We start from the raw sequence: 16,666 nt of genomic DNA, 5'->3' as shown, positions 1-16,666 counted from the left end.
TGCTGTGTCTGCTCTGACCTGGTCTGTTCGTGCGCTTGATCATGCGCTGGACGGCGAGGAGATCTACCGTGAGCTGCTGGCGGACGAGCCGGCCGCCTTCTGGCTGGACGGCAGCCTGACCGACCGGGAGGCCCGTCGCGTCTCAGTCCTCGGGACGTCGGCCGGTCCCGACGCGGAGGTCATCGCCCGGGATGTCGGCGACGGTGACGTCTTCGCCGAGCTCCAGCAGCTGTTGAGCGCGAGGTCAGCCCAGCTGGACGCAGTACCGGCTGAGCTGCGGGACGTCTTCAGTGGCGGTTATGTCGGGTACTTCGGTTATGAGCTGAAGGTGCTTACCGGTGGGGTCGCCGCGCACGAAGCGCCGACTCCGGATGCCTTGTGGATCTGGGCCAACCGCTTCGTCGTGATCGACCACGACGAGAACCGCACCTGGCTCGTCGCCGTGCACACCCCCGGAGACGCCACTGCGAGCGCCTGGCTGGACCGAGCGCGGACCGCAGCCGCCACTTGGTATATGGGCTGGCGGGATGCGCCCGCGATCGCCGCGCTCGACCTCGAAGCGCATCTTGAGCAGGATCGCGCCACCTACCTGGCCGGGATCGACGCCTGCATGGCCGCCCTCGAGGCCGGGGAGACCTACGAGGTCTGCCTGACGAACCGCGTCCGGCTGCCCGCGATCGCCGACCCGTTCGAGTTCTACCTGTGGCAACGCCAGAGCAACCCCGCGCCGTACTCCGCCTTCCTCCGGTACGGCGAACTCGCGGTGGCGAGCTCCTCGCCCGAGCGGTTCCTGACCGTGGACGGCGAGGGCTGGGCCGAGTGCCGGCCGATCAAGGGCACCGCGCCCCGCTCGGCCGACCCGGCGCAGGACCAGCTGGTCGCCAAGGCGCTGGCCGAGGACGAGAAGACGCGCGCCGAGAACCTGATGATCGTCGACCTGATCCGCAACGATCTCGGCCGGGTCAGCGAACCGGGCACCGTCCAGGTCCCGCAGTTGATGGCGGTCGAGAGCTACCAGACCATGCACCAGCTCGTCACGACGGTCCGGGGCCGGCTGCGGGCCGGGCTGGACGCGGTCGACGCAGTACGGGCGTGTTTCCCGCCGGGGTCGATGACGGGGGCGCCGAAGATCCGCACGATGGAGCTGCTCGACGAGCTCGAATGGTCGGCGCGCGGGGTGTACTCGGGGGTGCTCGGCTATCTGACGGTGGACGGCCGGGCCGATCTGAGTGTGGTGATCCGGACCGCGGTGATGACGCGGGAGGGGACCGTGGTGGGGGCCGGTGGGGCGATCGTGCTCGACTCGGACCCGGTCGCGGAGTACGACGAAATGGTGCTCAAGGCAACAGCAACGATCCAGGGGCGGACGGCATGACTTCCTTGCAGGTGGCGGATTCCTTCTTGGTTGCCAATGGCAAGGTCAGGGGTCTCGACCTGCACCGGCGACGGTTCACGACGTCCTGTGCGGCGCTGGGAGTCGAGGCGGGCGAGTACTTCGACGACCAGGTGGGCCGGTGGCCGGCGTTCGGCCGATGGTTCCCGCGGTTCGAGCTGAGCGACGGCGTGCTGGGCGTCCAGCTGCGCCCGGCGCCGACGCAGGGGGACCGGATCCGCGTCTCGGTACGGCGTGATCCGCGCACCCAGCCGCGCGTGAAGGGGCCCGATCTGGAGGTGCTCGGGGAGTTGCGGGCCGAGGCGGCTGCCGCCGAACGCTCCGACGAGGTGCTCCTGGTCGATCAGGACGGCATCGCGTTGGAAGGCGCCTACTCGGCCCTTGTCTGGTGGGAAGACGGCACCTTCTGTGTGCCACCGGCGACTCTGCCGATCCTGCCGTCCGTCACCGCCGAACTCCTTCGCCGGCTGGCCACCGACCGCGGTACGGAGATCGCCGAACGCACCCGCACAGCGGACGACCTGGCCGACGCGGACGAAGTCTGGCTGGTCAACGCGCTGCACGGCATCCGCCCGGTCCATGCCTGGCACAGCGGCCCGATCGACCCGCTGCCACTCTCCACCGCCCCTAGCTGGCAGCAGTCCCTGATCGGTCTCGCGAAGCCGCTCTAGCCCAACTCGGTGAAGAGCGTCAGCTGAACCCCGCCGGGTGCTTCGAGTCGGGCGTTGAGTGAGTTCCAGGGGGTCCGGGTCGTCAGTCACGGTTGTACGGTACCCAGCCTGGGTGCTACGGTTCGTTGGTCAAGTAATGAACCTATGAACCGAAGAACCGCGAGAGGAGCCACGGTGTTCGACGATCGCAGCCCGATCTACCTCCAGATCGCGGACCAGATCAAGAACGACATCGTCACGGGTGCCCTCGCCGAGGACGAGCAGGTCATGTCGACGAATCAGTACGCGGCGTTCTACCGGATCAACCCCGCCACCGCGGCCAAGGGTTTTGCCCAGCTGGTCGACGAGGGCGTGCTCTACAAGAAACGCGGGATCGGCATGTTCGTCAGCCCGAAGGCCCGCGAGCTGCTCCGCACCGGCCGGCGCGAGTCGTTCTTCGCCGAAGTGGTCGATCCGATGATCCGCGAGGCCAAGGCGATCGGCGTACCGCTGACCGAGATTGTCCAGCACCTAGAAAAGGACGGTGAGCAGTGAGCGGCCTGGGAGTGAGGACCGAGAACCTGAGCGTCAGGTTCGGCGGCGTACCGGCCCTGGACGGGCTCGACCTGCGGCTCGCGCCGGACAAGATCCACGGTCTGCTGGGCCGCAACGGTTCCGGCAAGAGCACGTTGGCCGCGGTCCTGGCCGGCTTCCGGCGGCCCGACGACGGGCGGGTGCTGATCGACGGCATGGTGCCGTTCGAGAATGCCGTCGTGACGAGCAGGGTCTGCCTGATCCGCGAGTCGGGGGACCTGGTCGACTCCGCCCCCGTCAAGCACGTGCTCGGGCTGGCGAGCGGCCTGCGGCCGTACTGGAACGACGACCTGGCCGGTGAGCTGCTGGACAAGTTCGAAGTACCGACCAAGAAGCGGGTGCAGAAGCTGTCCCGTGGCAAGAAGTCGGCGCTCGGTGTCGTGCTGGGAATCGCCAGCCGGGCACCGCTGACGATCTTCGACGAGAGCTACCTGGGCATGGACGTGCCGTCGCGCAACCTCTTCTACGACGCACTGCTCGCCGACTACACCGAAGTACCGCGGACGATCGTGTTGTCGACCCATCTGGTCAGCGAGGTCAGCGCGCTGCTCGAAGAGGTCGTCATCCTCGACAACGGCCGCCTGGTCACCCAGTCGCCGGTCGACTCGCTGCGCGGTCGTGGCGCCTCGATCGTCGGCCCGGCCGCCGCGGTCGACGAGCTGACCGCGGATCTCGCAGTACTGGCCGAGCAGCGTCTCGGCGGCACCAAGTCCACCACCGTGCTCGGCGACCTGGATGGCGCGCTGCTCGCGAAGGCGCGATCGGCCGGCCTGGAGATCGGCCCGGTCGGTCTGCAGGAGCTCTTCGTCCACCTGACCGGCACGACGCATGTGAAGGAGAGCTCCCGATGACCGCCATCACAGCCCTGCCGGGCTCAGCCACCTCGACCGGCCGGCTGCAGCGGGTGGTGATGTCGATGATGTTCGGGCTACGGCCGATGATCGCCGGCTACTGGCTGGTCATGCTGGTGACCTTCCTGATCGGCGGGCTGATCGCGCAACTGATCGGCAGCGGGATCGACCACAGCATCTGGGACTACGGCACCCAGTCGCCGAAGTACTTCTCGGCGGCGATCGGCATCACCCTGACGCCGGCGCTGTTCTCGCTGATGATCGCGCACGGCGTGACCCGGCGGATGTTCGCCCTGGCCGGCAGCATCATCCTCGTCGGCGCGGCCACCGCGACCGCGGTGATCTGGGTGCTGGCCTATCAGGTGGAGCACGCCATCTACGCCTCGGCCGGGCTGGATCAGACGCTGTCCAACCCGCACCTGTTCACCAAGACCTCCCAGGTCGGGCTCGTCTTCACCGAGTTCTTCCTGCTGATCCTCGCGCACGAAGTCGCCGGCTGGCTGATCGGAATCGGCTTCTACCGGTTCGGCTTCTTCAAGGGCCTTCTGCTGCTACCGCTCGGCCTCGTGCCGGCGGCTGCCGCGGAGCTCCTGCTGGTCGCCCAATGGCTCGCCGACGCCTTGCGCAGTACCGGCTACCACCGTCCATCTCTGGCGATCGGCGTCCCAGGGGTCCTGGCAGTCAGCGTCCTCGGCCTGTACTGCGCCTATTTGCTCCTCCGCCCGATGGGCCTCAAGCCCGTCAAGGGCTGACCGACACTCCAAACCTTCAAGCCCTTTTAGTACCTAGGGAGGCTCCGCCATGCCCGAAAACAACCTTGTTGAAGTCAGTCACCTGCGTAAGACCTACGGCGCGACCGTCGCCGTCGATGATGTTTCGCTGACCGTCCGCCCAGGCGAGATCTTCGGCATCCTCGGCCCGAACGGCGCGGGCAAGACCACCACGGTCGAATCGATCGCCGGACTCCGTACGCCGGACGCCGGCACGGTCCGCGTCGCCGGCCTCGACCCGCGCAAGCGGCGTACCGAGATCACCTCGCTGATCGGCGTCCAGTTGCAGGCGAGCGAGTTGCCGGAGCGGATCAAGGCCTGGGAGGCGCTGGAGCTGTATGCGTCGTTCTACCCGGACCCGGCCGACCCCGCGGAGTTGCTCGAGCGGCTCGGGCTGACCGCGGTACGGGACACCGCGTTCGCCAAGCTGTCCGGCGGGCAGAAGCAGCGGTTGTCGATCGCGCTCGCGCTGATCGGCAACCCGAAGATCGCCATTCTGGACGAGCTGACCACCGGCCTCGACCCGCAGGCCCGGCGCGACACCTGGGAACTGGTCAAGCAGATCCGTGACTCGGGCGTGACGATCATCCTGGTCACCCACTTCATGGAGGAGGCCGAGTATCTCTGCGACCGGATCGCGATTATCGACAACGGCTTGGTCGTTGCCCTGGACACGCCGGCCGGGCTGGTCGACTCCGCCCGGGTCGAGCAGCGGATCAGCTTCCGGGTCCCCGGCTCGCTGGACGACTCCGTCCTGAAAGCCCTGCCCGCGGTCGACTCGGTGGCTCGCGACGGCGACCGCATCGTTGTCACCGGCAACGATGACCTGCTGGTCGAGGTCGTCGTCGAACTCGCGGCCCGTGGCCAGGCGCCCCGCGACCTGCACACCGAACAAACCACCCTGGACGACGCCTTCCTGGCGCTGGCCGGACGACACCTCGAAGGAGCGGACCGATGAGCCAGACCCTCACCCTGACCAGGATCGAGAGCAAGCTGTTCGTGCGCGAGTGGACCACGCTGTTCTTCGTCTTCGTGCTGCCGATCGGCTTGCTGACCATCTTCTCGCTGATGGACGACGGCAGCGGGTCGAGCGACGGCATCCCGGCCAGCTTCCTGCCCACGATGGCGATCGGGATCGGGGTCGGCATCCTCGGGATGACGACCCTGCCGATGATCCTGGCGGGCTACCGAGAGAAGGGCGTCCTGCGCCGGATGTCGACGACACCGGTCCGGCCGGTCAAGCTGTTGATCGCGCAACTGCTGCTGCACCTGGCCGCCGGGGTGGTCGTGATCGCGCTGATCGTCGGCCTCGGCACGCTCGCCTTCGGCTTCGAACTGCCCGGTTCGCCGGTGCCGTTCGTACTGTCCGCCCTGCTCTACACGGTCGCGCAGCTGGCGATCGGCGTTCTGATCGCCGGCCTGGTCCCGACCGCCAAGGGCGCGAGCATCGTCGGCAACATCCTGTTCTTCCCGAGCATGTTCTTCGCCGGCGTCTGGACCCCGGGCGACCTGATGCCGGAGTCCATCCGCTGGCTCCGCGACATCACCCCGATGGGCGCGGGCATGACCAGCATGCAGGACGCCTGGGCCGGCCAGTGGCCTGGTCTCGTCCACCTCGCCGCGCTGGTGACAGCGACCGTGGCCTGCGTCGTTCTGGCCGCACGCTTCTTCCGCTGGGAGTGACAGTTATGCACAGGGGGTGTGTATAACATCGGCAGTTTCTGTGGATTGTTGCTCACGCACTGTGGACGACACGCGGAAGGTCGCGAATTGCCGGATTCTCTTGGTCAGAAAGGGTTGTGCGGCACGTGGCCCGGGAGGTAGAAATGTCGACACGCTGTTCTCTCGGGAACGGCGGGTCGGACGGAAACCGAGGCCCCTAGCGGTGGGGATCCCCACTGAGGTAGACCGGTGACGGGGTCTGCCGGACCCGACGGACCCGTTCGGGAGGCTGGAGACGTCACCTTCCTTCAGCTATACGTGGGCCCCTCCGACTCATACTCGGAGGGGCTCACTTCTTTTGCGCAAAACGGAACCGGCCGGTGCACCAAGTGGGTGCACCGGCCGGTTCGTCCAAGCGATCAGTGCAGGGTGATCCGCACCGCCGCCTTCGGGCCGCGTGCCGTCACGTGCACCTCGGTGCCACGCGCCGTCGTGACCACCTGGTACTGCGTTGCGCGGCCGTCGAGCGCGACCGCGCGCACCTTGGCGCCCACCGGCAGGACGGCGCCGACGGTGAAGGTTGCCGTCAGCCCCTTGACCTGGATGTCGGTCCGAAGCTCCTTGTTCACAAGGGATGCCGAGACGTCAACGGAGCCGCGTCCGAGCCGGATGTTGCTCCCAGCCACCTTTTGCTGGCCGCCGGGAATCTGCGGAACGACGGCCACCTTCCCGTGTCCCAGGTCCGGGTCGACGCCGAGCTGCTGATGCACGACCGGCCACAGTACGCCGTACGTGCCCCACGCCTGCAGCGCCATCGAGCGGTCGGTGAAGGAGCGGTTGATGTTCGCGGGCGAGTCGGGCGACGGTGCGATCTCCGGCATCGCGCCCGGCGTCTCCCAGACCTTCGGGTCCAGCTGGATCCGGGCGTTGCCGGTGGTGTAGACCTGCTGCTGGTTCTTGCCGAGCCGTCCGAAGTTGCCCTCGGCAACTGCCATGATGGAGGTGTTGAGCGAGAAGATGGCGCGCTCACTCTTCACGGCCGAGACCACCTCGTCGCACTTGGCGCCAGGATTGCCCGCGGGATCCGAAGTCGGTCCGGTGCCGGTGTGGAACAGGCCGAATTCCCCTGTGTAGCAAGGCTTCTCCCGCTGGTCGAGAGCGATCTTGGCATGCTCGGCCGAGGCCAGGGGAGAGGTCGGCTGGCCCGGGCGGACCAGCTCGGCTTCCATCGGGGTGACGCCGGTCCAGTGCCGCTGGAAGATCGGCGTGTTGTCGTTCGCGGGGTTCGCCGGGTCGTCGACCGAGTCCGCGTACCCGAAGGCCTCGCTGACCCACCACTGCGTCTCGAACCGCTTCTCGAGGTCGGTCGCCTTGGCCGTCGCCCACTGTTGGGTCGCCCGGTCGCGGCGGGACGCCGCCAGGTCGGCCAGGTCGCGCAGCCCGCGCGCGAGGTACACGGTGCTGTCGAGCTTCTCCGACCCCATGCCGCTACGCTCGACGTTCGCGAGTCCCTCGAGCCAGCCGTCGCCGTCCTTGTCCAACTCGCGATAGACGTACTTGAGGTTGCGCACGCTGAAGTCGTACAGCTCGTCGCGGAACCGGTTGTCACCAGTCCAGCGCCACAGCAGCGCGACGATGCTGGGGAACTTCACCGTCTCGTCGGTGTTGCCCGCGCTCGCGTTCGACCCGAAGTACACGTCTCCGGTCGGCATCACCTCGTGCGCGACCTTGCCGCTGCGGTTGTTGAGGAGGTCGCTCACGTCGCGCAACGCCCGCAGATGGGTCTTCACCGTGTCGAACTGGCCGGCCGCGACGGCGGCGTACGAGGTGTACTCGCCGTCGGTGGCGAACAGCCACGGATAGTCGGGGAAGCCGGCGCCGAACCAGCGGGCGACGTCGACGGTGCCGACGGGTGCGGGGTACGACTTGCCCTCGTTGACGTCGCGGATCCGCAGGTTGTGCGCCTCCTGGACGGAGTCGGCGAGATTCTGCTTGCTCCACTCGACACTTTGCTGCAGTAGCCGGTCACCAGGCAGGTCCACTGCGGTCATCTCGTCGATCGCGGCACGGCTATGCTTCTTTGCCTGCAGCAACTTTTCCGGGTTGCTGATGGCCCGCTTGTACTCGCGCTGGGCCGCGGCCTTGCCCTCGTCGGACCCCGCGACCGCGAACCATACGGTCGTCGTTCGGCCTGGTGCGAGGTTGACGTTGTAAGTGAGCCGGCCACCGGTGCCCTTACCGAAAGCGGAGTCGTCGCAGTGGGCGGGCGCAGTACCGTCGGCCGGGCAGATGACTGCGGGGTCTTGTGGTCCTCGGTGGTTCGCGCCGAGCGCGTGGGTAGCCGGCTGGAGGGATGATCCGACGATGGCGTTGTAGTCGTGCGCCGCGGAGTTGGGCACTGGCGGGGTGCCCTGATCGCGGAACTGCAACGTGCCATCGGCGTACGAGCCGGTGTCGGGCAGGTTGGTCTGGCCGGCGTGCGGGGTCGTCCAGCCCCACGGGTACGCCGGCATGAGCTCGGAGTGCGCGTCGACGTCGAGCTTGACCGTCTTGGCCGTGCTGGATTTGAGGGTCAGGCCGACGACCGTCGCGCGGACGCCGTCGGGGACGAAGTCGGTGCGCTCGACGCTGACGTCGCTCGGGTAACTGATCCGCTGGTAGCCGTGGCCACTCGTGTACTTCGCGGCGGCGACATCCTTGCCGAGCCACGCGCCGTCGACCCCGAACCAGATGCCGTCGAGCAGTTTCAGCGGGGGAGTCCAGATCCCGCCCATCTCGCCGCGCGTGTGCCATCCGGTGGCGGGGTAGAGCCCGGTCTCGGCGCCCATCGCGTAGGCACGATCGCCGACCACCAGGGACCGTCGATCGGCCAGCCGGGTGGACTCGGACAACTCGCTGGTGGTCGCGGGTTGTCCTGCTGAGGCGATGGAGGGGATCCCGCTGATCGCGAGGACCGTGGCTGCGGCGAGTAGGCCGGCCCCACCGGCATACCGTCTTGTGGTTGGCCTTCTGGTTCGTCTGACAGGGCGGGTCATGACGTGCTTCCTCCTTATCAGCCAGGGGCTGAGCTGCCCCTGACTACTAGTTCGGGTTGCAGGAGCCGTTCGGTGGAACCGGCCGGGGCCGGGGCGGTGAGGATGTCGATCAGCTCGGTGGCGATCTGGTCCATCGGCTGCCGGATGCTGGTCAGCGCGGGGGAGACCACCGACGCGAGCGGCGAGTCGTCGAACCCGGTGACGGCGATGTCGACGCCGGCGGTGAGCCCACGCCGGGTGAGTTCGCGCAGGGCGCCGAGCGCGAGAATGTCGCTGATGGCAACGATCGCGTCGATGCCGGGGTCGGCGTCGAGCAGTTCCGCGGTACCACGGGCGCCGGCGTCGATGGTGTCTTCCTGGCAACGGAAGGCCAGCTCGTGGTTGCTCGGGAGACCCAGTTCGCGGCAGCTGGTCTGCCAGCCGCTCAGCCGGTCCTCGGCGAGTCCGGAGGTCTTCGGCCAGCTGAGGAAACCGATCCGCCGGCGGCCCGTCTCGTGCAGATGGCGGACCGCGGCTGCACAACCACCGGCGCCGTCGACGTCGACCCACGGGCCCGGCTGAGTGGACTCCTTCCAGACCCGGCCGAACGAGACGAACGGAATCAGCTGCTCCTTCAGCCAGCCGTGCCGCGGATCGTGGGTCTCGGTCTGCGAGAGCACGAACCCGTCCACGAGACGGCGGGCGTGCAGGTCTTCGTAGACCGGCATGCCCTCGACCCCGACCGGAGCGGTGAACAGCAGAATGTGCCGGCCGCTGCTCTCCGCCGAGGCGCAGAGCGCGTGCAGGAACTGGTCCATCACCAGATGCGCCTGCCCGTTGGGCCAGCTGGGGACGCAGTACCCGATCAGCTCGACGGCGCTCGTCCGCAGGCTGCGCGCGTTACGATTGGGCCGGTAGTTGAGCAGTTCGATCGACCGGGTCACCCGCTGGAGGGTGGCCGCCCGTAGCCGGTGAGGCGCGTTCAGAGCGTTGGAGACGGTCTGAACCGACACCTCCGCATGAGCGGCAACTTGCTTCAACGTAGCCACGACGTACCCCCTCGCATCACCCGGAGACCGGCGTTTTAACGTTCAAACGCACCCGCAGTCTCGCCGCCAACCCCCTTCCCTGTCAACGTCTCGCCCCCGCCGACCCGCAGGCAGAGGCATGGAAGCCGAAGGCGCACACGGCCGCGCACGCACGCCCCGCCCCCGACCTTTCGGCCGCGAGCCCACATGTGGTGGGCTCGGACCCCTAACGGCGACCTTGAACAAGGTCCACCCTGTTCAAGGTCACCACAAGGTGTTCAAGCCCACCACCGGTGGGCTCGGTACACCTAGCCGGCGAAGACGGGCCGGGACAGCGCCCATTCAGGTCGGGTACGCCGGGTTGCGAGGTACCGATGGCCGGTTCTGTTACCGATGGCGCGCTGTATAGCAGGCTATTGGTGGGATAAGGCGCTATCGCAGCAGACCGAGAGCGCCGCGGTCCGTTCAGCTGCGGGGGAGGTCAGGAGTCAGTGAAGGCGGGGTGGGCCGGCGCGCAGGGCTTGGTGAGCGTCTGCGAGGGGGCCAGGCGCGATCCAGCGGCCCCACCAGGTGGCGCCGGCCTCGGCGAAGGCGCCGGGGTCACCGTTGCTGACCTTGATGTCGAAGTTGCCCTGGCCTCGGTCGGCGCGGAGTGCGCGGACGTCTTCGGGGGTTGTTTGCTGGGGTGCTGTGGTGGTGCCTTTGTAGGCACAGCTGCCGTCCCAGCGGAGGATCCGCCGGCGGACGGAGGGGACCAGGAAGTTGCCGCCGACCCAGATCGGAATGCGGGGTTGCTGAAGAGGTCTCGCAGTCATCTGAGCACCGTCGAGTTGGTAGTGCTGACCCGCGTAGTGCACAGGCTCACCAGTCCACAGCGCGTCGATGACCTCCAGCGACTCATCCAGCTTCTCGGCCAGCACACGCGGTTCACCTGTCAGGAAAGGATCACCAGGGTCGCCGATCCCCACCCCGAAGATCATCCGCCCGCCCGATAGGTGATCCAAGGCAACGGCTTCGGCGGCCAGCTTCCAGGGATGGCGACGCGGCACCGGCGTCACCGTAGTACCGAGCTTGAGCGTCGAGGTCGCGCACGCCATTGCCGCCAGACAGATCCACGGATCGTACGCCGGTTGCGCGGCCTCGCCTTGGTAGATGAGGTAGTCCTCCAGGAAGACCGCGTCCCATCCGCAGTCCTCCGCCATCCGTGCGAGCTCGGCCAGGCCGCGTGGGTCGCGGCCTGGCCCTACTGCTCCGAACGTCAATGAGAAGCGCATCCTGCCAAGCTAGTCAGCAGGTCCGACAGTTTTAGGCCGCGTGGCCGCCGTCGACGCTCAGTTCGGTGCCGGTGACGTAGGCGCCGCCCGGGCCGGCGAGGTAGCGGACGGCTGCTGCGACGTCGTGAACCGTGCCGAAGCGGTCGAGCGCGAGGAACGCTCGCTGCGGTGCGGCGAAAGGTCCGTCGGCAGGGTTCATCGAGGTGTCGATCGGGCCGGGCTGTACGACGTTCGAGGTGATCCCGCGAGCGCCGAGGTCCCTGGCCAGGCCCTTGTTCATCCCGACCACCGCTGACTTGCTCATCGTGTAGAGGCTCATGCCCGGGCCGGTATTGCGGTCCGCGATGCAGCTGCCGATGTGGATCATCCGACCGCCGTCGGCCAGGACTGCCGCCGCGGCCTGCGCTGCGACGTACACGCCGCGCACGTTGATCGCGAGCACCCGGTCGAGGTCCTCGAGCGTGACGTCGCCGATCACGCCCATCGCGCCGATGCCCGCGTTGTTGACGAAGATGTCGAGCCCGCCTAGTACTTCGTACGCCCGGGTGACCGCCGCCGTCACGGCACTCGCATCCGCCGAGTCAGCCTTGATAGCGAACCCACGCCGCCCGGCGGCCTCGATCTCCTTGACTACTGCGGCCGCATCCTCAGGCGAGTTGTTGTAGGTGAGGGCGACATCGGCGCCCTGCTCAGCCAGCGCGATCGCCACCGCGGCCCCGATCCCACGGCTGCCGCCGGTCACCAATGCCATCTTCCCAGTAAGTTCAGTCATAGCTTCAGCCTTCCCGCCCGAGCCCGGCCAGGCTGGCGGAAATACGACCCGGGATCCTCAGGTCGTATTTCCGCTACTGCGGGCGTTGAGGGGCGGCGTACCTCGATGTCGCAAATTCGCTAGAAACTGTCGGTGGGGCCGGGGATGCTGGGGATGTGTATGAATGCGTCGAGCGGTGCGTGCGAGCGGTTCAGTCGAAGGACGCCCGGTTCGACGGGTGGTTCTTCACTGCAGTCCTGACCACCAAGATCTACTGCCGGCCGAGCTGCCCGGTGGTGCCGCCCAAGGTTGAGAACATGCGGTTCTACCCGAGCGCCGCCGCTGCCCAGCAGGCCGGGTTCCGCGCCTGCAAGCGCTGCCGTCCGGATGCCAGCCCGGGGTCGCCCGAGTGGAATCACCGGGCCGACCTGGTCGCGCGGGCGATGCGCTTGATCGGCGACGGCGTGGTCGACCGCGACGGCGTACCGGGGCTGGCGACGCAGCTCGGCTACAGCGTTCGCCAGGTGCAGCGGCAGTTGCAGGCCGAGCTCGGTGCGGGGCCGCTCGCGCTGGCCAGGGCGCAGCGGGCCCAGACCGCGCGGCTGCTGATCGAGACCAGTTCGCTGCAGATGGCCGATGTCGCTTTCGCCGCAGGATTCTCCAGTGTGCGGACGTTCAACGAGACGGTGCAGGAGGTCTTCGCGCTCTCGCCGAGCGAGCTGCGCACGCGCTCCAAACGCGGGAACGCGACCGCAGCCCCGGGCACGATCTCGTTGCGGCTGCCGTTCCGTCAGCCGTTGACGCCCGACAACCTCTTCGGGCACCTGATCGCGACCGGCGTGCCAGGTGTGGAGGAATGGCATGGCGGCGCCTACCGCCGGACGCTGCGGCTGCCGCACGGGCACGGCGTCGTCGCGCTCCGGCCGATGCCAGACCACATCGCTTGCCAGTTGTCCCTCACCGACCAGCGCGACCTGGCGATCGCGATCAGCCGCTGCCGCCGGATGCTCGACCTCGATGCGGATCCGACCGCCGTCGACGACCGGCTGCGGACCGACCCTGTGCTCGCACCGCTGATCGACAAGGCACCAGGCCGGCGGGTGCCGCACACCGTCGACGGCGCGGAGTTCGCAGTACGGGCCGTGCTTGGGCAGCAGGTGTCGACGGCCGCGGCGCGGACTCACGCCAGCCGGCTCGTCCAGGCTTATGGCGAGCCCATCGAGGATCCGGCCGGTGGATTGACTCACCTGTTCCCGACGATGGAGGCGCTGGCCGGGCTTGATCCCGAGACGCTCGCGTTCCCGAAGTCCCGGCGTACGACGTTGACCACGCTGGTCGCCACGCTCGCGGCCGGGGAGATCGACCTCGGCGCCGGCAGCGACTGGGACAAGGCGCGCGAGCAGCTCGCGGCGTTGCCCGGTATCGGTCCGTGGACGGTCGAGTCGATCGCGATGCGCGCGCTCGGTGATCCGGACGCCTTCGTGGCCAGCGATCTGGGCATCAAGTACGCCGCTCGCGAGCTGGGGTTGCCGGAGGCCCCTAAAGTACTGACGGAGCATGCCCGGGCCTGGCGGCCGTGGCGCGCGTACGCCGTGCAGTATCTGTGGGCGACCGGAGACCACGCCATCAACAAGATCCCTGCCGTCGAGAGTGCGGAGTGACATGACTCAGCCGAACCACCGCCCCGAGCTGGCCACCGACCGTCTGCTGCTCCGGCAGTGGAAGGACAGCGACTACGAGCCGTTCGCGGCGATGAACGCGGACCCGGCCGTGATGGAGCACTTCCCGGCACTGACGACGCGGGCGGACAGTGACGCCCTGATCGAGCGGAGCAAAGCGAGGTTCGCCGAGCGGGGCTTCGGGCTGTGGGCTGTCGAAGTACGGGAGACCGGGCAGTTCATCGGCTTCACCGGGTTGTCGGTGCCGAGCTTCGAGGCGCACTTCATGCCGGCCGTCGAGATCGGCTGGCGTCTGGCAAAGGATGCCTGGGGCAACGGTTATGCGTCCGAGGCGGCGCGGGCCTCGCTGGCCTATGCGTTCGGGCCGGCTGGACTTGAGGAACTGGTCTCGTTCACGACGACCACGAACAAACCCTCCCAGCGGGTGATGGAGCGGATCGGCATGACGCACGACCAGGCCGGCGACTTCGACCACCCGAGGTTGGCTGCGGGCCATCCGTTGCAGCGACACGTGCTCTACCGGATCATCAGTGCGCAGTGGGCGGCATCGCAGTGACTCACGCGGTGATCGAGAGCCCGCTCGGGTCGCTCACGCTGGTGGCCGCGGACACGGGGGAGCTGGCCGGGCTGTACATGGAGCAGCAGCGGCATCGCCCGCCGCAGGAGATCTTCGGGCTGCGCGACGACTCGATCCTGCCCGAGGTCGAGCAACAGTTGAAGGAGTACTTCGCGGGCGAGCGCACCACCTTCGACGTACCGCTGAAGCTGACCGGCACGCCCTTCCAGCAGCGGGTCTGGGAGGCGTTGCAGGACATCCCTTACGGCGAGGTCACGACGTACGGGCAACTCGCCGCCACCCTCGGCCTGGTCCCGGGTGCGTCCCGGGCGGTCGGCCTCGCCAACGGGAAGAACCCGGTCAGCATCATCGTGCCGTGCCATCGCGTCATCGGCTCGACGGGAAGCCTGACCGGGTACGGCGGCGGGCTGGACCGCAAGCAGCGGTTGCTCGACCACGAGCGGTCCGACGTACTCTTCTGAACAAAGTGCTCAGTGGATGAGCACTTATCGGGAGCATGCTCTGGGTATGAGCACAAAGCAGGTAGTCACCGATGACGAGGCGTTCGACCCGGCGACGGTCGGGGAGTGGCGCGAGTGGCTGGCGCAGCACGGGCGGACCGAGCGCGCGGTGTGGGTGGTTGTCCACCGCAAGGGCGAGACCGGGATCAACCTGGCCGAGGCGGTCGAGCACGCGCTCTGCTTCGGGTGGATCGACAGCAAGACGTTGCGCCGCGACGACTCCAGCACCTACCAGACCTTCACGCCGCGCAACCCACGCAGTACCTGGAGCCAGGTCAACCGCGACCGCGTCGAGAAACTGCTCGCCGCCGGGCTGATGGAGGCTGCGGGTCAGGAGTTGCTCGATCTAGCTCATCGCACTGGCACCTGGGACTGCCTGGCCGAGGCCCAGAATGGCGTGATCCCGGCCGACCTGCAGGCGGAGCTCGACGGGTGTGAGGAGGCCGCGAAGCACTTCGCAGCCTTCTCGCCGTCGTCCAAGCGCCGGATCCTCGAGTGGATCGCCCTGGCCAAGCGCCCCGAAACCCGCGCCCACCGCATCACCCAGACGGTCACCCTCGCCGCGGTCAACCAACGCGCGAATCACCCCCGCTGACCGGACCGCCATCACACACCAAGGCCTGCTGATCGGGGGAGATCGCACCCATTCACGCTCAGCTTCGCCCGTTCGGTGGCGCAGAGAGGAAGTTGGTGTGTGGTGGCGGTCCGGTCAACCGCGAGTGTTGGCCGTGTCGTCCAGCCGCTCCGCTGCGGGAGGGGCGACGGGCTCAGGATCTTTGGGGAGGTTGGTCAGTCTGCGGGCGGCCGGTTCGGTGAAGCGAGCGGCGATCGGGCCGAGGATGACGAGGATCAGCACGTACGCCGTCGCCAGCGGGCCGAGTCGCGGTTCGACCCCGACCGCCAGGCCGGCGATCACGATCGAGAACTCGCCACGCGCCACCAACGTGCCACCGGCTCGCCAGCGGCCCGCGGATTTCACGCCGGCCCGGCGGGCGGCGTACCAGCCTGTCGCGATCTTGGTCAGCGAGGTCAGTACGGCGAGCGCCAGTGCGATCCCCAGTACGGGCGGGATGTCGGCCGGGTCGGTGCTCAGCCCGAAGAAGACGAAGAACACCGCGGCGAACAGGTCCCGCAGCGGGCTGAGCAGATTGCGCGCGCCCTTGGCGACCTCACCCGACAATGCGATCCCGACGAGGAAGGCGCCGACCGCCGCCGACACCTGCAGCTTTGCCGCGATGCCCGCGACGAGCAGCGTCAGCCCGAGCACGACGAGCAGCAGCATCTCCGGGTTGTCCGAGGAGACGGCCCGGCTGATCACCCGTCCGTAGCGCAGGGCAACGAACAGCACGACGCTCACCGTGCCGAGGGAGATCAGCAACGTGATGCTGCCACCGGCCAGGCCCACGCCGGCCAGCAGCGCGGTCAGGATCGGCAGATAGACCGCCATCGACAGGTCTTCGAGGACCAGGATCCCGAGCACGACCGGCGTCTCGCGGTTGCCCAGCCGGCCCAGATCGCCGACCACCTTGGCGATCACGCCCGACGACGAGATCCAGGTGACACCGGCCAGCGCGACGGCCGCGACCGGTCCCCAGCCCAGCAGCAATGCGACGGCCGCGCCCGGCAATGCGTTCAGCAGGAAGTCGACGACGCCGGACAGGTACTGCGTTTTCAGCGTGCCGACCAGATCGGCTGCCGTGTACTCGAGCCCGAGCAGCAACAGCAGCAGGATCACACCGATTTCGGCGCCGGTGGCAACGAACTCCTCGGACGCGTCCAGCGGCAGCAACCCGCCGTGCCCGAAGGCCAGACCGGCCAGCAGATAAAGGGGAATCGGCGAGAACCCGACCCGGCCGGCGATCCGGCCGAGGATGCCGAGGGCAAGCAGTACCGCGCCCAGCTCGATCAGCAGGGCGGTCATAT

The 16,666-nt window shown here is 68.1% G+C and carries 16 protein-coding genes; 11 read left to right on the top strand and 5 right to left on the bottom strand.

Features of this window, described 5'->3' with window-relative positions; translation table 11 throughout:
* The first annotated feature begins 4 nt into the window (after positions 1–4).
* From pabB to A3ES_RS0127620, 7 genes are all read left to right on the top strand, one after another.
* Entirely contained in the window at positions 5–1,375 is a 1,371-nt protein-coding gene (gene pabB, locus A3ES_RS48690; RefSeq protein ID WP_020390088.1) for an aminodeoxychorismate synthase component I, read from the top strand.
* Positions 1,372–2,064, top strand: a complete 693-nt coding sequence (locus A3ES_RS0127645) for an aminotransferase class IV (RefSeq protein ID WP_020390087.1) — start codon at positions 1,372–1,374, stop codon at positions 2,062–2,064. The genes pabB and A3ES_RS0127645 overlap by 4 nt, the downstream gene beginning before the upstream one ends.
* Positions 2,065–2,238: 174 nt before the next feature.
* The gene (locus A3ES_RS0127640; RefSeq protein WP_020390086.1) at positions 2,239–2,598 is read left to right on the top strand and encodes a GntR family transcriptional regulator; all 360 of its coding nucleotides are present in this window, start codon (positions 2,239–2,241) and stop codon (positions 2,596–2,598) included.
* Positions 2,595–3,488 carry an ATP-binding cassette domain-containing protein gene (locus A3ES_RS0127635; protein WP_020390085.1) on the top strand — a complete coding sequence of 298 codons (894 nt, stop codon included), beginning with the start codon at positions 2,595–2,597 and terminating at the stop codon, positions 3,486–3,488. The genes A3ES_RS0127640 and A3ES_RS0127635 overlap by 4 nt, the downstream gene beginning before the upstream one ends.
* On the top strand, positions 3,485–4,240 hold the full coding sequence (locus tag A3ES_RS0127630; protein WP_020390084.1) for a hypothetical protein: 756 nt from the start codon (positions 3,485–3,487) through the stop codon (positions 4,238–4,240). Before A3ES_RS0127635 ends, A3ES_RS0127630 begins: the two co-directional genes overlap by 4 nt.
* A gap of 49 nt (positions 4,241–4,289) precedes the next feature.
* The gene (locus A3ES_RS0127625) at positions 4,290–5,216 is read left to right on the top strand and encodes an ABC transporter ATP-binding protein (RefSeq protein ID WP_020390083.1); all 927 of its coding nucleotides are present in this window, start codon (positions 4,290–4,292) and stop codon (positions 5,214–5,216) included.
* The gene (locus A3ES_RS0127620) at positions 5,213–5,941 is read left to right on the top strand and encodes an ABC transporter permease (RefSeq protein WP_020390082.1); all 729 of its coding nucleotides are present in this window, start codon (positions 5,213–5,215) and stop codon (positions 5,939–5,941) included. Before A3ES_RS0127625 ends, A3ES_RS0127620 begins: the two co-directional genes overlap by 4 nt.
* A gap of 398 nt (positions 5,942–6,339) precedes the next feature.
* Here A3ES_RS0127620 and A3ES_RS0127615 read toward each other — a convergent pair whose 3' ends face one another.
* The 4 genes from A3ES_RS0127615 to A3ES_RS0127600 all read right to left on the bottom strand — a co-directional run bounded on the left by A3ES_RS0127615 (position 6,340) and on the right by A3ES_RS0127600 (position 12,008).
* Entirely contained in the window at positions 6,340–8,955 is a 2,616-nt protein-coding gene (locus A3ES_RS0127615) for a glucosidase family protein (RefSeq protein ID WP_202806601.1), read from the bottom strand.
* Positions 8,956–8,972: 17 nt separating this feature from the next.
* Positions 8,973–9,983 carry a LacI family DNA-binding transcriptional regulator gene (locus A3ES_RS0127610; RefSeq protein ID WP_051084823.1) on the bottom strand — a complete coding sequence of 337 codons (1,011 nt, stop codon included), beginning with the start codon at positions 9,981–9,983 and terminating at the stop codon, positions 8,973–8,975.
* A gap of 467 nt (positions 9,984–10,450) precedes the next feature.
* The gene (locus tag A3ES_RS0127605; RefSeq protein WP_026163256.1) at positions 10,451–11,236 is read right to left on the bottom strand and encodes an LLM class flavin-dependent oxidoreductase; all 786 of its coding nucleotides are present in this window, start codon (positions 11,234–11,236) and stop codon (positions 10,451–10,453) included.
* A gap of 31 nt (positions 11,237–11,267) precedes the next feature.
* Positions 11,268–12,008 (bottom strand): SDR family NAD(P)-dependent oxidoreductase, encoded by a 741-nt coding sequence (locus A3ES_RS0127600; protein WP_026163255.1) that lies wholly within the window; start codon positions 12,006–12,008, stop codon positions 11,268–11,270.
* Positions 12,009–12,187: 179 nt separating this feature from the next.
* On the opposite strand from A3ES_RS0127600, the gene A3ES_RS0127595 reads away from it, so the two are divergent.
* From A3ES_RS0127595 to A3ES_RS0127580, 4 genes are read left to right on the top strand one after another with little or no spacing between them, the layout of a single operon-like run.
* Positions 12,188–13,648 (top strand): AlkA N-terminal domain-containing protein, encoded by a 1,461-nt coding sequence (locus A3ES_RS0127595; RefSeq protein ID WP_020390077.1) that lies wholly within the window; start codon positions 12,188–12,190, stop codon positions 13,646–13,648.
* 1 nt (position 13,649) lies between these two features.
* On the top strand, positions 13,650–14,222 hold the full coding sequence (locus A3ES_RS0127590; protein ID WP_020390076.1) for a GNAT family N-acetyltransferase: 573 nt from the start codon (positions 13,650–13,652) through the stop codon (positions 14,220–14,222).
* 8 nt (positions 14,223–14,230) lie between these two features.
* Positions 14,231–14,704: a methylated-DNA--[protein]-cysteine S-methyltransferase gene (locus tag A3ES_RS0127585; RefSeq protein WP_337587772.1), complete on the top strand. Its 474-nt coding sequence runs from the start codon at positions 14,231–14,233 to the stop codon at positions 14,702–14,704.
* Between the two features lie 46 nt (positions 14,705–14,750).
* Positions 14,751–15,338: a YdeI/OmpD-associated family protein gene (locus A3ES_RS0127580; RefSeq protein ID WP_020390074.1), complete on the top strand. Its 588-nt coding sequence runs from the start codon at positions 14,751–14,753 to the stop codon at positions 15,336–15,338.
* 114 nt (positions 15,339–15,452) lie between these two features.
* Here the strand turns inward: A3ES_RS0127580 and A3ES_RS0127575 are convergent, their stop codons facing one another.
* Positions 15,453–16,664 carry a cation:proton antiporter gene (locus tag A3ES_RS0127575; RefSeq protein WP_237745068.1) on the bottom strand — a complete coding sequence of 404 codons (1,212 nt, stop codon included), beginning with the start codon at positions 16,662–16,664 and terminating at the stop codon, positions 15,453–15,455.
* Between the last annotated feature and the right edge of the window lie 2 nt (positions 16,665–16,666).

Source organism: Kribbella catacumbae DSM 19601 (assembly GCF_000372465.1).
GTDB classification, from domain to species: domain Bacteria; phylum Actinomycetota; class Actinomycetes; order Propionibacteriales; family Kribbellaceae; genus Kribbella; species Kribbella catacumbae.
Note: the sequence above shows the minus strand (reverse complement) of the source record. Positions and strands in the feature narration are given on the sequence as shown.